Annotated in this window: 10 protein-coding genes; 2 read left to right on the top strand and 8 right to left on the bottom strand. The window is 61.8% G+C overall.

The features are described 5' to 3' along the window. Nucleotides 1-91 precede the first annotated feature (91 nt). Nucleotides 92-307, top strand: coding sequence for a hypothetical protein (locus tag OXH74_RS06005; RefSeq protein ID WP_375740472.1), 216 nt, complete (start codon nt 92-94; stop codon nt 305-307). Here the strand turns inward: OXH74_RS06005 and arcC are convergent. The 5 genes from arcC to OXH74_RS05980 form a co-directional block, all read right to left on the bottom strand. After that, complete coding sequence (gene arcC / locus OXH74_RS06000; protein ID WP_375740471.1) at nt 298-1224, bottom strand: carbamate kinase; 927 nt, start codon at nt 1222-1224, stop codon at nt 298-300. The two genes, OXH74_RS06005 and arcC, sit on opposite strands and share 10 nt — an antisense overlap. A 167-nt stretch (nt 1225-1391) precedes the next feature. Next, the gene (locus OXH74_RS05995) at nt 1392-2402 is read right to left on the bottom strand and encodes an ornithine carbamoyltransferase (RefSeq protein ID WP_375740470.1); all 1011 of its coding nucleotides are present in this window, start codon (nt 2400-2402) and stop codon (nt 1392-1394) included. 97 nt (nt 2403-2499) lie between these two features. Beyond that, nucleotides 2500-3750, bottom strand: a complete 1251-nt coding sequence (arcA, locus tag OXH74_RS05990; protein WP_375740469.1) for an arginine deiminase — start codon at nt 3748-3750, stop codon at nt 2500-2502. A 19-nt stretch (nt 3751-3769) separates the two neighbouring features. Continuing rightward, nucleotides 3770-5197, bottom strand: a complete 1428-nt coding sequence (arcD, locus tag OXH74_RS05985; RefSeq protein ID WP_375740468.1) for an arginine-ornithine antiporter — start codon at nt 5195-5197, stop codon at nt 3770-3772. 461 nt (nt 5198-5658) lie between these two features. Then, complete coding sequence (locus OXH74_RS05980) at nt 5659-7461, bottom strand: acyl-CoA dehydrogenase (protein ID WP_375740467.1); 1803 nt, start codon at nt 7459-7461, stop codon at nt 5659-5661. A 147-nt stretch (nt 7462-7608) separates the two neighbouring features. Between OXH74_RS05980 and OXH74_RS05975 the strand changes: the two genes are divergently transcribed. Beyond that, entirely contained in the window at nt 7609-8454 is an 846-nt protein-coding gene (locus OXH74_RS05975; protein ID WP_375740466.1) for a 23S rRNA (adenine(2030)-N(6))-methyltransferase RlmJ, read from the top strand. 48 nt (nt 8455-8502) lie between these two features. On the opposite strand, the gene msrA is transcribed toward OXH74_RS05975, so the two are convergent. From msrA to aceF, 3 genes are all read right to left on the bottom strand, one after another. After that, nucleotides 8503-9150 (bottom strand): peptide-methionine (S)-S-oxide reductase MsrA, encoded by a 648-nt coding sequence (msrA, locus tag OXH74_RS05970; protein WP_375740465.1) that lies wholly within the window; start codon nt 9148-9150, stop codon nt 8503-8505. Nucleotides 9151-9212: 62 nt separating this feature from the next. Next, complete coding sequence (locus OXH74_RS05965) at nt 9213-11909, bottom strand: putative bifunctional diguanylate cyclase/phosphodiesterase (RefSeq protein WP_375740464.1); 2697 nt, start codon at nt 11907-11909, stop codon at nt 9213-9215. 374 nt (nt 11910-12283) lie between these two features. Then, nucleotides 12284-14272 carry a dihydrolipoyllysine-residue acetyltransferase gene (gene aceF / locus OXH74_RS05960; protein ID WP_375740463.1) on the bottom strand — a complete coding sequence of 663 codons (1989 nt, stop codon included), beginning with the start codon at nt 14270-14272 and terminating at the stop codon, nt 12284-12286. Between the last annotated feature and the right edge of the window lie 34 nt (nt 14273-14306).

Genomic DNA, 14306 nt, shown 5'->3' with positions numbered 1-14306 from the left:
TGGACCATCTCATGCCGCTGGGTGCACTGCGGTGCGTGTTTGGCCGCTCTAGTGGCGGATTCGCAGCGACAAGTGTCACGGGCCAGGTGGCATGAGCCAGGTGGCAGCTCAAATGTATTGGGATGTCTACCTGACGCGGGGCGTGACTATCAAGTCACTCCTTTGGTCATTTGAGGGTGAGTTGATGGGCGGTTCTTTGACCCGCGTGGCAAAAGAATACGCCCCCACGAAGAAGCGGCTCACCCTGTTGGGGGCGAATTCATTTGCCAAAGGCCGCAAGGCGGCCCTGTTGTTGGCTCAACGATAGGTAATGCCAGGTTTTGCCGTGCTCACGCGGGTGCCGGCCTCACCGCGGGCGATGGCCTCGATGTCCGGCAGGGCGCCGATCACCGCGGCTTTACCTGTCTTGATGGCAAACTCGCAGGCGGCCTGGACTTTCGGGCCCATGGAGCCAGCGGCGAAGCCGAGGCGTTCCAATTCGTCCGGGTGGGCCTGGGCGATGCCTTTCTGGGTTGGCTTGCCCCAGTCGATGTAGGCGGCGTCCACGTCGGTGGCGATCACCAGCAGGTCAGCCTCCAGTTGCTCGGCCAGCAGGGCCGAGCAGAGGTCCTTGTCGATCACCGCTTCGATACCCTTGAGCTTGCCGTTCTCGTACATGGTCGGGATGCCGCCTCCGCCGGCGCAGACCACCACAGTGCCTTTCTCAAGCAGCCACTTGACCGGGCGGATCTCGAAGATCTGCTTCGGTCGCGGGCTCGGCACCACGCGGCGGAATTTGTTGCCATCAGGGGCGATGCTCCAGCCTTTCTCCTTGGCCAGGAGCTCGGCGTCCTCTTTTGTGTAGACCGGCCCGATGGGCTTGGTTGGTTTCTGGAAGGCGGGGTCTGCCGGGTCCACCTCGACCTGGGTGAGGATGGTCGCGAAGGGTACTTCAAAGGGCAGCAGGTTGCCCAACTCCTGTTCGATCATGTAGCCGATCATGCCCTCGGTCTCTGCGCCCAGCACGTCCAGTGGGTAGGGATTGGCAGCGTCGTATGCGGCGCCCTGCAGGGCCAACAGACCCACCTGTGGTCCGTTGCCATGGGCGATCACCAATTCGTTGCCTGGGGCTACCTTGGCGATTTGCTCACAGGCGATACGTACGTTTTCGCGCTGGTTTTCCGCGGTCATGGCTTCGCCGCGACGTAGCAGGGCATTGCCGCCCAATGCGATGACGATTCGCATAGCAATTCTCCTTGGTCAGGGGCAAGTGGCGTAGGGTGGATGGCGCTCTTCCTCCATCAGGGCGGGGCCGCGATGGAATACCACGTCGTGGCTTTTCCACCCTACGCAGTGCGTGATGCAGTTCCTCACCCCCGGCTCTCTCCTGCCGGGAGAGGGGAGGGTTCAGGTCAGATATCAGCCAGAGTCGAGACAAGGATCGCCTTGATGGTGTGCATGCGGTTTTCCGCCTGCTCGAAGGCAATGCAATACGGCGACTCGAAGACGTCATCGGTGACCTCGATACCGTTCTTCAGGTTCGGATACTGCTCGGCGATCTGTTTGCCAACCTTGGTCTCGCTGTTATGGAAGGCGGGCAGGCAGTGCATGAACTTCACTCGCGGGTTGCCGGCGGCCTTCATCAGCTCCATGTTCACTTGATAGGGCAGCAATACCTTGATGCGCTCGCCCCAGGCTTCCACGGGCTCGCCCATGGAGACCCATACGTCGGTGTGAATGAAGTCGACGCCTTTGACTGCGGCCTTTGCATCTTCGGTGAGGGTGAGGCGTGCGCCGCTCTCTTCGGCGAATTTCTTGCACTGGGCGACGAAATCATCCTCCGGCCACAGCGCCTTCGGCGCGGCGATGCGCACATCCATGCCGAGCTTGGCTCCAATCAACAGCAAGGAGTTGCCCATGTTGTTGCGGGCATCGCCAAGGTAGGCGTAGCTGATGTCGTGCAGTGGCTTGTCGCTGTGCTCGCGCATGGTCAGCACGTCAGCGAGCATCTGGGTCGGGTGGTATTCGTCGGTTAGGCCGTTGAACACGGGGACCCCGGCGTACTGGGCCAGTTCTTCGACGATCTCTTGCTTGAAGCCGCGGTACTCGATGGCGTCATACATGCGTCCGAGTACGCGGGCGGTGTCCTTCATGGACTCCTTGTGGCCTATCTGCGAGGACGTCGGGTCGATGTAGGTGACGTTGGCGCCCTGGTCATAGGCGGCGACCTCGAAGGCGCAGCGCGTACGGGTGGACGTCTTCTCGAAGATCAGTGCGATGTTCTTGCGCTTGAGGTGCTGCTGCTCTGTGCCGGTGTATTTGGCACGTTTCAGGTCGCGCGACAGGTCCAGCAGATAACGCAGCTCGCGGGTGCTGTGGTGCATCAGGCTGAGCAGGTTACGGTTGTGCAGGTTGAACGCCATGATTCTTTCTCCTTCAAGGATGCTTCGGCGCAGGGGCAGGGCCTCACTCACCCCCGACCTCTCTCCCGGAGGGAGGAGGGGGGGGTGAATGGCCAGGTCAGTAGTCGATCGGATCGCGCAGGATCGGGCAGGTCATGCAGTGACCGCCGCCACGACCGCGGCCGAGTTCGCTGGCGCTGATGGTGACCACCTCGACGCCGGCCTTGCGCAGCAGGGTATTGGTGTAGGTATTGCGGTCGTAACCGACCACTACGCCGGGCTCCAGGCAGACCACGTTGTTGCCGTCGTCCCATTGCTCGCGCTCGGCCTCGAAGGCGTCGCCACCGGTTTGCACCACGCGCAGTTTCTTCAGGTTGAGTGACGCGGCGACTACCTCGATGAAGCTCTTCTCCTCGCGACGGATATCGATGCCGTAGGGGCGGCTTTCATCCGGGCGCAGCACGAATGGCACGATTTCGCTGACCACTTCCGGGAAGACGGTGACCAGGTCGCGGTCGCAGAAAGTGAACACGGTGTCCAGGTGCATCGCGGCGCGGGACTTCGGCAAGCCGGCGACGACGATCTTCTGGGCCGCGCCCTTGGCGAACAGCGATTGCGCCAGTTGGCCGATGGCTTGGCGCGAGGTGCGCTCGCCCATGCCGATCAACACCACGCCGTTACCGATGGGCATCACGTCGCCACCTTCCAGGGTCGACATGCCGTGGTCCGTGTCCGGGTCGCCGTACCAGACTTCGAACTCGGCGTTGGTGAATTCCGGGTGGAACTTGTAGATGGCAGAGGCCAGCAAAGTCTCCTGGCGTCGTGCCGGCCAGTACATCGGGTTGAGGGTCACGCCACCGTAGATCCAGCAGGTGGTGTCACGGGTGAACTGGGTGTTGGGCAGAGGCGGCAGGATGAAGCTGGAGTGGCCCAGGTAGTCGCGGTACATCTTGATGACGCTGGCGCCTTCGCTGTCCGGCAGGTCGGAGCCAGCGACCCCCCCGATGAGAAATTCGGCAACCTTGCGCGGCTCCAGGCCTTCGAGCCAGGAACGCACTTCGTTGGTCAGGCCGAGGCCAACCTGGTCCAGGGTGATCTTGCGGTCGAGGATCCACTTCAAAGCTTCCGGGATCTGCACGATGTCGGTGAGCAGGTTGTGCATTTCCAGGACTTCGACGCCGCGCTCGCGCATCTTTGTGACGAAATCAAAGTGGTCGCGCTTGGCCTGGCTGACCCAGATCACGTCATCGAACAGGAGCTCGTCGCAGTTGTTGGGCGTCAGGCGCATGTGCGCGAGGCCCGGCGAGCAGACCATTACCTTATGCAATTTGCCGGCTTCGGAATGAACGCCGAGTTTGACTTTGGACATGGCAGGGTCTCCTTACGAGTTACAGGGTCAGGAAGCCGTCGTAGAGGCCATAGCCCGCCACGACTGCGCCGATTACCACGGCGACGAAGATCAGCTTCTCGACATTGGTGAAGATTGGCTGGCCAACTTCCCGTTTGGCCATGGCGAAGAGGATCGCGCCTGGGGCATACAGCAGGGCGGAGAGCAGCAAATACTTCACGCCGCCGGCATACACCAGCCACATGGCGTAGATCAGCGCGATGGCCGCGATGGCCAGGTCCTTGTTGCGCTCGCTGCTGTCCTGCTCGTAGGTCTCTCCGCGAATTGGCAGCAACACGGCATAGGCGGCAGACCAGAGGTAAGGCACCAGGATCATCGAGGTCGCCAGGTAGATCAGCGACAGGTAGGTGCCGGCGCTGAACAGCGTGACGATCAGGAACAACTGCACCATGGCGTTGGTCAGCCACAGGGCGTTGGCCGGTACCTGCTTGGCGTTCTCCTTGCGAAGGAAGGCCGGCATGGTGTGGTCCTTGGCCGCAGCAAAGAGGATCTCGGCGCAGAGCAGTACCCAGGACAGCAAGGCACCCGCCAGGGAGATCACCAGACCAACGCTGATCAACACCGCACCCCAGTCACCAACGACATGCTTCAACACGGCCGCCATGGACGGGTTCTGCAATTTGGCCAGTTCCGGCTGGGTCATGATGCCGAGCGACAGGACGTTCACCAGCACCAGCAGCAGCAGCACGATGACGAAGCCGAAGACAGTGGCCTTGCCCACATCGCTGCGCTTTTCAGCACGGGCGGAAAAGATGCTTGCGCCCTCGATGCCGATGAACACCCAGACAGTGACCAGCATCATGTTGCGCACCTGGTTCATCACGCTGCCCAGGTCCGGGTTCATTGCACCCCAGATGTCGGCGGTGAAGATGTCCAGCTTGAAGGCGAACAGGCAGATGAGGATGAACAGGAACAGCGGCACTACCTTGGCGACAGTGGTTATCAGGTTGATGAACGCCGCTTCCTTGATGCCGCGCAGTACCAGGAAATGCACACCCCAGAGCACAATCGAGGCGCCGATGATGGCTGCGAGCGTGTTGCCCTCGCCAAAGATCGGGAAGAAGTAGCCGAGGGTGCTGAACAACAGCACGAAGTAGCCGACGTTGCCGATCCAGGCGCTGATCCAGTAACCCCACGCCGAAGAGAAGCCCATGTAGTCGCCGAAGCCGGCCTTTGCATAGGCGTAGACCCCGCCGTCGAGGTCGGGCTTGCGGTTGGCCAACGTCTGAAAGACGAAGGCCAGGGTGAGCATGCCGACCGCAGTGATTGCCCATCCGATCAGGATGGCGCCCACATCGGCGCTGGCAGCCATGTTCTGTGGTAGCGAGAATATTCCTCCTCCCACCATGGAACCAACCACGAGCGCAACTAGAGCACCAAGCTTTAGTTTCTGAGCAGATTCTGACATCTAAATCTCCATCTCGAGTAGGAACTTGGCCAATTGAGCGCTCCGAGCGGGGAACGCGTTCTGATCCAGATCAAGCGCAGACTGATCAGGCACGAGTGACAATTTCCTTACTGTCCGGGACCAAGGTAATTGCCGCAGATGGCTGCTCGAAGCGAGCAAGATAGAAGGGGGGTGGCGAGCCATCCTGGGCAGTGCCAAATTCACGTTAGCTGGTTTTCGTGGCCCTTCAAGTTGCAACTAATGCGAATGGATTGTTCTGATAAAAGGCTATTTCGGCTGAAGGAAAGCCCTGTCAGCCATTAGTTTTAAATAGCTATAAGAGAGTGGTTTGAAATTTTTTGATGAAATATGAATGTTGGGTGGTTCAAGACATGCGGGAGTTCAAAGGCGGTAGGCGAGGGGCGGGACTGGAAATAAAAAAGCCCCGCATGTGCGCGGGGCATGAGTAACCCTGGAAGGGGTCAGAACCAGTTGTCCTGCATCGTCAGGCAGGTGTCGTCACGGGCCACGAGCAGGGCCAGGTCGTGGTGGCAGCTGGGCACTTCCCAGGTCAGGAAGTAGCGGGCGGCTTGCAGCTTGCCCAGGTAGAAGTCGGCATCCGCTGAGTTACCGCGGGCCAGTCCTTCTTCGGCGCAGATTGCCTGCTCCAGCCAGCGCCAGCCGATCACGGCATGACCGAAGACCTTGAGGTAGAGCGCTGAATTGGCCAGTGCCTGGTTGACCTTGCCTTGAATCAGGTCGCCGAGCAGTTCCAGGGTCACGCTGGAGAGTCGCACTACCAGGTTTTCCAGCGGCTGGCGTAGCGGATCGAGCGATTCAGAGGCGGCGGCGCGCTGGCAGCAAGCCTGGATCAGACGCGTCAGCTGCTTGAGGCCGGCGCCGTTGTTCTGCGACACCTTGCGGCCCAGCAGGTCCAGCGACTGGATGCCGTGGGTGCCTTCATGGATCGGATTGAGGCGGTTGTCGCGGTAGTACTGCTCCACAGGGTATTCGCGGGTGTAGCCGTGTCCACCGAGAATCTGGATTGCCAGTTCGTTGGCCTTCAGGCAGAACTCCGAGGGCCAGGATTTGACGATCGGCGTCAGCAGGTCGAGCAGTTCATGGGCCTGTTGGCGTTCTTCAGCGGTGGCCAGGGTCTGGGTATCGTCGAACAGGCGCGCGGCATAGAGACCGAGATCGAAAGCGCCTTCCACATAGGCTTTCTGGGTCAGCAGCATACGTCGCACATCGGCGTGCTCGACGATCGGCACCTGGGCGGAAGTTGGGTTCTTGCCGTCCGGATGGCGACCTTGCGGGCGCTGGCGGGCGTATTCCAGTGAGTAGAGATAGCCGGCGTAACCCAACATGATCGCGCCCATGCCAACGCCTATACGCGCTTCATTCATCATCTGGAACATGTAGGAGAGGCCGGCGTGGGGCTTACCCACCAGGTAGCCGACGCACTCACCGTTGTCGCCGAAGTTCAGCGCGGTGGAGGTGGTGCCACGCCAGCCCATCTTATGGAACAGGCCGGCCAGGACCACGTCGTTGCGCTTGCCAAGGCTGCCATCCTCGTTGACCAGGAACTTGGGCACGATGAACAGGCTGATACCCTTGACCCCTGGCGGGGCGTCCGGAAGCTTGGCCAGCACCATATGCACGATGTTCTCGGAGATCGGCTGGTCGCCGCCGGAAATGAAGATCTTGTTGCCCTTGATGCGGTAGGTGCCATCGGCGGCCGGTTCGGCGCGGGTGCGGATGTCCGACAGCGAGGAGCCGGCGTGCGGCTCGGTGAGCGCCATGGTGCCGTAGAAGCGGCCTTCGATCATGGGGGTGAGGAAGCGCTGCTTCTGCTCGGAATTGCCAAAGCTCTCGATCAGGTTGCTGGCGCCCATGGTCAGCATGGCGTAGGAGCTGGTGGCGATGTTGGCCGACTGGAAATGCGCGAAACAGGCTTGGGACAGCAGGTTGGGCAGCTGCATACCGCCCACTTCGAAATCGCGGGTGGCATTGAGGAAGCCGGCTTCGATGAAAGCTTCCAGTGCCGGTTTGACTTCGGGGATCAGCACGGCGCTACCGTCGACGTACTGCGGCTCGTTCTCGTCGTTCTTGCGGTTGTGCGGCGCGAAGAGTTCCTCGGCGATGCCGCGAGCCGTGCCGATGGCGGCGTCGAAGGTCTCGCGAGAGTGCTCGGCAAAGCGCTCCCGCTGGGTCAGGGCTTCGGCGTCCAGCACTTCATAGAGCTCGAAGGCCAGGTTACGGGAACTAAGCAGGGTCTCGGACATGGAGGCTCTCCGGTTGGATGTTTGGAGTCTAGATCGATGAATGAAGGTCTCCTAGCAACATCCATTGGCGTGATAAAGCAGCAAAACCTCGCCGTCATCAAACCAGCTCCGGCTGGTAAACTGCGTACCTTGCGAGGACCTGACCCAATGAATTACCGCCATGCCTTCCACGCCGGCAATCATGCCGACGTGTTCAAACACTTCACCCTGGCCCGCCTGATTGCCCTGCTGTCGCGCAAGGAGGCACCTTTCGCCTACCTCGACAGCCACGCGGGCGTGGGCCTGTACGACCTGCAAGGTGACCAGGCCAGTCGTACCGACGAATGGCGCGAAGGCATCGGCCGCCTCTGGGGCCTGGCCGACCTGCCGGCCCCCATGGCCGATTATCTGCGGGTGATCCATGAGCTGAACCCGGATGGCCAGCTGCGCTACTACCCCGGCTCACCGGAGCTGGCGCGTCGCCTGACCCGTCCCCAGGACCGCCTGCAACTGAACGAAAAGCACCCGGAGGATGGCCTGCTGCTCAAGGACAACATGGCCGGCGATCGTCGGGTGGCCGTGCAACTGGGCGAAGGCTGGCACATGCCACGTGCGCGGTTGCCGGTGGCGGAGAAGCGCGCGTTGATGCTGATCGACCCGCCCTTCGAGCAGGCCGATGAGCTGGGCCGCTGCGTGACGGCACTCAAGGAGGCCGTCGGGCGCATGCGCCAGACAGTGGTGGCCATCTGGTATCCGATCAAGGATCAGCGTCAGCTCAAGCGTTTCTATCAAGGGCTTGAAACAAGCGGGGCGCCCAAGCTGCTGCGCGCCGAACTGATGGTGCATCCGGCAGACAACGCAATTGGGCTCAATGGCTCAGGGCTGGCGATCGCCAACCCACCATGGGGCCTGGAGGATGAGCTACGTCAGGTCCTGCCCTGGCTGGCCGAGCGCCTGGCGCAAAGCCAGGGGCGCTGGCAGCTCGACTGGTTGATCGAGGAAGCAAAACCGTAGAAAGCGACGGGCTGCGCCCATCGTCGGCCACCAGCTATCCAGCCTTTCTCAGGCAGGCAGGCAGACGCCGGTGCCGCCCAGGCCGCAATACCCACTGGGATTCTTTGCCAGGTACTGCTGGTGATAGGCCTCGGCGTAGTAGAAGGTGGGGGCTTCGATGATCTCGGTGGTAATGGCACCCAGCCCGGCCTTTTCCAGCTCCGCCTGGAAGCGTTCCTGGCTGGCGCGCGCAGCTGCCAGTTGCTCGGGGCTGTAGCAGTAAAGGGTCGATCGGTACTGGGTTCCGACGTCGTTGCCCTGACGCATGCCCTGAGTCGGGTTGTGCGCTTCCCAGAACACCCGCAGCAAGTCTTCGTAGCGGATCTGCTGCGGGTCGAACACCACCAGCACCACTTCCGCGTGTCCGGTCAGCCCCGAGCAAACCTCGTCATAGGTCGGATTAGGCGTAAAACCGCCGGCGTAGCCAACGGCCGTCGTCCAGACGCCAGGCTGCTGCCAGAAGCGCCGCTCGGCTCCCCAGAAACAGCCCAGACCGAACTGCGCCATTTGCAGGCCCTGCGGGAAGGGCGGTTGCAGGGGGCGACCGTTGACGTAGTGGCTGTCGGGCACCGGCATGGGAGTCTCGCGCCCGGGCAGGGCTTGTGCTTCCGTAGGTAGCTCGAGTTTGTGAGTGAGAATTTGCGAACGCAGGACCATCAGCTTTCTCCTGGTTGGGGGATCCGGGGGGGAAACCACAGTGACCAGGATGTTACCGCGACTCAGGCCCCGGCGCGTGACGGATAACGGCCAAGGTATTCCAGCAGCTGCTGACCGGCAATCGGCTTGTCGAACAGGTAACCTTGGCCGACGTCGCATTGCTGGCGCCGCAGGAAGCCCAATTGCGCCGGCGTCTCGATCCCTTCCGCGACCACCTTGAGCTTAAGCTTGTGCGCCATGGCGATCACGGCGGAGGTGATTTCCTTGTCGTCCTGGTTCTCGGGAATGTCCTTGATGAAACTGCGGTCGATCTTGATCACGTCGATGGGGAATTTCTTCAAGTAACTCAGCGACGAATAGCCGGTGCCGAAATCGTCCATGGCGAGGGTGACGCCGAGATCTTTCAGGCAGTTGAGCTGGTGCCGGGTATCGTCAGTAGCCTCCAGCAGCAACCCTTCGGTCAGCTCAAGCTCGAGCTGTGCGGGCGGCAGTTGCTCTTCGTCCAGAATGGCAGCGATCGAGCCGACCAGGTCGGGGTCGCTGAACTGCTTTGGGGACAGGTTGATCGCGACCTGTAACTGCCCGAGCCCGGCGGACTGGAGGCGGTGGCTCATGCGGCAGGCTTCTCGGATCACCCATTTTCCAATGGGAATGATCATTCCGGTTTCTTCGGCCACGCTGATGAACTGGTCGGGGCTGATCATGCCTTTCTCTGGATGATGCCAGCGCAGCAACGCCTCCATGCCCAGGAGCTTTGCGGTCTTCAGGCACAGCTTGGGCTGGTAGAACACTTCCAGTTCGTTCTGGGCCAGGGCGCGGCGCAGGTTGTTCTCCACGAACAGCTTGTAGCTTGCCTCGGCATTCAGGACTTCGGTGAACAGCTGCACCTGATGCTTGCCGTTGGCCTTGGCCTTGTGCAGGGCAAGACCGGCGTGCTTCATCAGTGTTTGCGGGTCGCGCCCATGTACGGGAGCGCAGGCCAGCCCAAGCGAGCCGGTGACGCTGATCAGCTGGTTATCGACGAACAGTGGCTTGTCCAGGGTCTTGAGGATCTGACCGGCTATCTGCTGGCCGCTTTCCAGGTCGGCGCCGTCCAGCAGCACGGCGAACTCGTTACTGGCAAAGCGGGCGAGCACGCCCGAAGGGCTAAGGCTGTTGCGCAGGCGCCGGGCCAGGCTCACCAGCAGTTTGTCGCCAGTCTGGTGACCGAGGCTATCGTTGATCCGCTTGAAGTTGTCGATGTCCACCAGCAGCAGGCAGAGGGGCGTTTCGCGGTCGCTCTGGAAGCGCTCCTCGAGCGTACGGATGAAATACGGGCGATTGCCAAGGCCAGTGAGGTTGTCCGAATAGGCCAGCTTCTCGATGCGCTGCTGGGCCAGTTTGCTTTGGGTGACGTCTTCGTAAATGCCGATGTAGTGAGTCAGCTCGCCGCCCTCGCCGAATACCTTGGAGATCGACAGCTGGCCCCAGTAAGGCTCGAGATTCTTGCGCCGACTTCGGAACTCTCCTTGCCAACTGTTGCAGGCTGCCAAGCCCGAACCCGTATCGAAGAGCAGGTCGCTGAAGTTCTCCAGGGCTGGTAGCTCGGACAGCCGGCGGCCGTGGACTTCTTCGGCGCTGTATTGGGTGATGGCGGTGAAACTCGGGTTGACGTACTCCACCAGGCCGTCGCGATCCACCAGCAGGAAGGCGCTGGCGCTTTGTTCGACCGCGCGCTGGAACAGGTGCAGGGCACTGGTGGCATGACGCCGCTGCTGGTTCACCAGCACTTGGGCGAACTGGTCGGCCAGCTCGCCCGCGAAGGCGATTTCATCGGTCTGCCAGACCCGCGAGGCTCCGGTGTGCTCCAGGCACAGTACGCCGACCACCTCACCGCCTATACGAATGCTGGCATCGAGCATCGCCGAGACGCCTTCCGGTTTCAGGTAAGTATCGGCAAGTTCGCGGGTTCGGGGGTCGCTCAGGGCATCGCTCGCATCAATGGCGCGGCCACTGTGCAGGGCTTCGAGGTAGCTGGGGTAGAGGCTGATATCAACGGACAACGGTTGCTCGAAGTGCGCCTGGTCACGGCGATAGAGGCTGATCGCCGAGAGCTGGCTGCCTTCCAGTAGCCAGATCCCGCTGCGAGCTACGTCGTAGGCCTCCGAGGCGGCCTGGGAGATGAGGCGCGCGGCTTCCTGGGCCGGGTCGCTGGACGTGTAGCGATGGCGGGCCAGACGAACGATGAGACTTTGCTGGGCCTGCGAGCGGACCAGATGCTGCACATGGTCTTCCTGGGCGCGTTGATAGCGCGCCAGTGAACTACGCAGATGCGAATTCTGTGCTTCGAGGTCGAGATCTTTCTGCGGTGACCGGGGGGCATCGATGCCCCCGGGAATGACCAGGTAACCGTGCAGCAACTGGCGCCCGTGTTGCTGGAAGGCTTCCCCAATTTCCAGCAGACGCAACGGTCCGTTCGGACTGTGTAAGGTGTAATGAATGGAATAGTGCCGGTGTTCGGCCAACTGCCGCTGGACTTCGTCATGCAGGCTGTAGCGAGCCTGAGGCTCCATCAGGCTGGCGAAGGGCGCATCGAGGAAGCCGCAGAGTTCGCTGGCGGGAAGTCCGATGCTGCGTTCGCAGGCGGGATCGAGGAAAAGCAGTGCCCAGCTCGCTTCATTGAGCCGCTCGAAACGCATCAGGCCCAGTCGGGAGGGCACTGGCAACTGCGTCACTACCTCGGCCACCGCACGGCTGGCGGCATCGGGATGGCTTTTCATTGGGCGCTGGGTATCCACGTGGCCGGCGGGGGCGTGGCCCTGCCTAACTTCCTTAAACCATCGGGCAAGCGTGCATGATGCTGTTGGCACTGGCAAGCAACCCTAGGCCTGTAGGCACAAGCATTCTCGTTCCTGAAGGAGTGTAGTTCCGAGTTTTGCGCTGATGCGCTGCATTTCAAGTATTTTTTTAACGTTTGATTCCAACTGTATGGAATCAATGACTTTTTATGAAATATTGAATTGCTTCCGCGCCAGATTGGCTATTCAGCGCAAAGTCAGCGCTTCACGGATTGGTGTGCACAACTGAAAAAAAACCCCGCCGTATTGGGCGGGGTTGAGGTACGAGCGTGGCGTGCTCGCAATGAAGCAAGGGGTTACAGCAGCATCGTGCGTATGTCCGCCAGTACGTCGCCAAGACGCTTGGTGAAGCGCGCGGCAGCAGCACCGTTGATGACACGGTGGTCGTAGGACAGCGACAGCGGCAGCATCAGGCGCGGCTGGAAGGCCTTGCCGTCCCACACTGGCTGCATGGTTGCCTTGGAAACACCGAGGATCGCCACTTCCGGCGCATTGACGATCGGCGTGAAGCCGGTGCCGCCAATGTGGCCGAGGCTGGAAATGGTGAAGCAGGCGCCCTGCATGGCGTCGACAGAGAGCTTCTTGGTGCGCGCCTTTTCCGCCAGTTCGGCGGCTTCAAAGGCCAGTTGCAGCAGGCTCTTCTGGTCGACGTCGCGGATCACCGGCACCAGCAGGCCGTCCGGAGTATCCACGGCAAAGCCGATATGCACGTACTTCTTGCGGATCAGCGCCTTGCCACTCGGGGCCAGCGAACTGTTGAAGTCCGGCATTTCCTTGAGCAGGTAGGCACAGGCTTTGAGCAGTAGCGGCAGCACGGTCAGCTTAACGCCAGCCTTTTCCGCCACGGCCTTCTGGGCCACGCGGAAGGCTTCCAGCTCGGTGATGTCAGCCGAATCGAACTGAGTGACGTGCGGGACGTTGAGCCAGCTGCGGTGCAGGTTGGCAGCGCCGACCTGCATCAGGCGGGTCATGGCCACTTCTTCGATTTCGCCGAAGCGGCTGAAATCCACCTCCGGGATCGGCGGAATGCCTGCACCACCGGTCACGCCAGCAGCAGCTGCCGGAGCTTCCTTGGCCTTCTGCATCATTGCCTTGACGTAGGCTTGCACGTCTTCCTTGAGGACACGGCCGTGTGGACCGCTGGCTGGTACGGCGTTCAGCTCGACACCGAACTCACGAGCCAACTGGCGGACGGCGGGGCCAGCGTGGACCTTGGCGCCGTTCGAGCGCCCTGGCATGCCGGGGCTGCCCGCAGCTGCGGCCGATAGAGCGGCAATCGCGCTGACCTCGGCGGCCACGACCGGGTGGGCGCCGGCCGGCACGCGGTGCACCGGCTGGCTTTCCTGGACCGGCGCCACAGCAGCCGCTGCAGGGGCAGCACCTGCGACGCGCAACTTGAGGATCAGATCGCCGGTGCCGACTTCGGCGTCCAGCTTCACTTCGACACTTTCCACCACGCCGGCAGCCGGGGATGGAATCTCCATGCTGGCCTTGTCGGACTCCAGGGTGATCAGCGACTGTTCGGCCTCGACGGTGTCGCCAGCCTTGACCAGGATCTCGATGACCTTGGCCTTGCCGGCCGAGCCGATGTCCGGAACCTTGATGTCCTGCACGGAGGCTGTTGCCGGAGCTACAGGCGCCGCTGCCGGCGCGGTGGCGGGGGCTGCAGCCGGTGCCGGTGCTGCGGCCTGGGCGGGCGCAGCCGGAGCAGCACCTGCTACACGCAGCTTGATGATCAGGTCGCCGGTGCCGACCTCGGCGTCCAGCTTCACTTCGACGCTTTCCACGACGCCGGCGGCGGGGGAGGGAATCTCCATACTGGCCTTGTCGGATTCCAGGGTGATCAGCGACTGCTCGGCCGTGACGCTGTCACCGGCCTTGACCAGCACTTCGATGACCTTGGCCTTGCCGGCCGAGCCGATGTCCGGGACGAAAATGTCCTGCACGCTTTCGCTGACGGCTGCCGGCGCGGCAGCCAGGGTCGGAGCGGCAGCAGGCTGATTTTCGGCCTTGGGCGCCGGGGCGGCAGCCGCCGGTGCCGCGGCGGCGGCACCTTCGATTTCCAGTTCGAGCAGCTCGTCGCCTTCTTTCAGACGGTCGCCCAGCTTCACTTTCAGGCTCTTGATCACCCCGGCCTTGGGCGCCGGGATCTCCATGCTGGCCTTGTCGGATTCCAGGGTCAGCAGGCTCTGGTCGGCCTCGATGCGGTCGCCCACTTTGACGAACAGCTCGATCACTTCACCTTCGCCGCTGCCGATATCGGGTACGCGAATCAATTCACTCACAATGCGTCTCCTCAGAGAACCTGTTTAATTGCTG

The sequence above is a fragment of the Metapseudomonas boanensis genome, from assembly GCF_042232855.1.
GTDB classification, from domain to species: Bacteria; Pseudomonadota; Gammaproteobacteria; order Pseudomonadales; family Pseudomonadaceae; genus Metapseudomonas; species Metapseudomonas boanensis.
The sequence above is the reverse complement of the archived record's forward strand: the minus strand, read 5'-3'. Positions and strand labels throughout refer to the sequence as shown.

What these genes read in the sequence shown, in the direction of transcription:
- OXH74_RS05980 (WP_375740467.1), bottom strand. Translation starts at nt 7,461, where the DNA reads ATGTCCGAGACCCTGCTTAGTTCCCGTAACCTGGCCTTCGAGCTCTAT.
- arcD (WP_375740468.1), bottom strand. Translation starts at nt 5,197, where the DNA reads ATGTCAGAATCTGCTCAGAAACTAAAGCTTGGTGCTCTAGTTGCGCTC.
- msrA (WP_375740465.1), bottom strand. Translation starts at nt 9,150, where the DNA reads ATGGTCCTGCGTTCGCAAATTCTCACTCACAAACTCGAGCTACCTACG.
- OXH74_RS06005 (WP_375740472.1), top strand. Translation starts at nt 92, where the DNA reads ATGAGCCAGGTGGCAGCTCAAATGTATTGGGATGTCTACCTGACGCGG.
- OXH74_RS05965 (WP_375740464.1), bottom strand. Translation starts at nt 11,909, where the DNA reads ATGAAAAGCCATCCCGATGCCGCCAGCCGTGCGGTGGCCGAGGTAGTG.
- OXH74_RS05995 (WP_375740470.1), bottom strand. Translation starts at nt 2,402, where the DNA reads ATGGCGTTCAACCTGCACAACCGTAACCTGCTCAGCCTGATGCACCAC.
- OXH74_RS05975 (WP_375740466.1), top strand. Translation starts at nt 7,609, where the DNA reads ATGAATTACCGCCATGCCTTCCACGCCGGCAATCATGCCGACGTGTTC.
- arcC (WP_375740471.1), bottom strand. Translation starts at nt 1,224, where the DNA reads ATGCGAATCGTCATCGCATTGGGCGGCAATGCCCTGCTACGTCGCGGC.
- arcA (WP_375740469.1), bottom strand. Translation starts at nt 3,750, where the DNA reads ATGTCCAAAGTCAAACTCGGCGTTCATTCCGAAGCCGGCAAATTGCAT.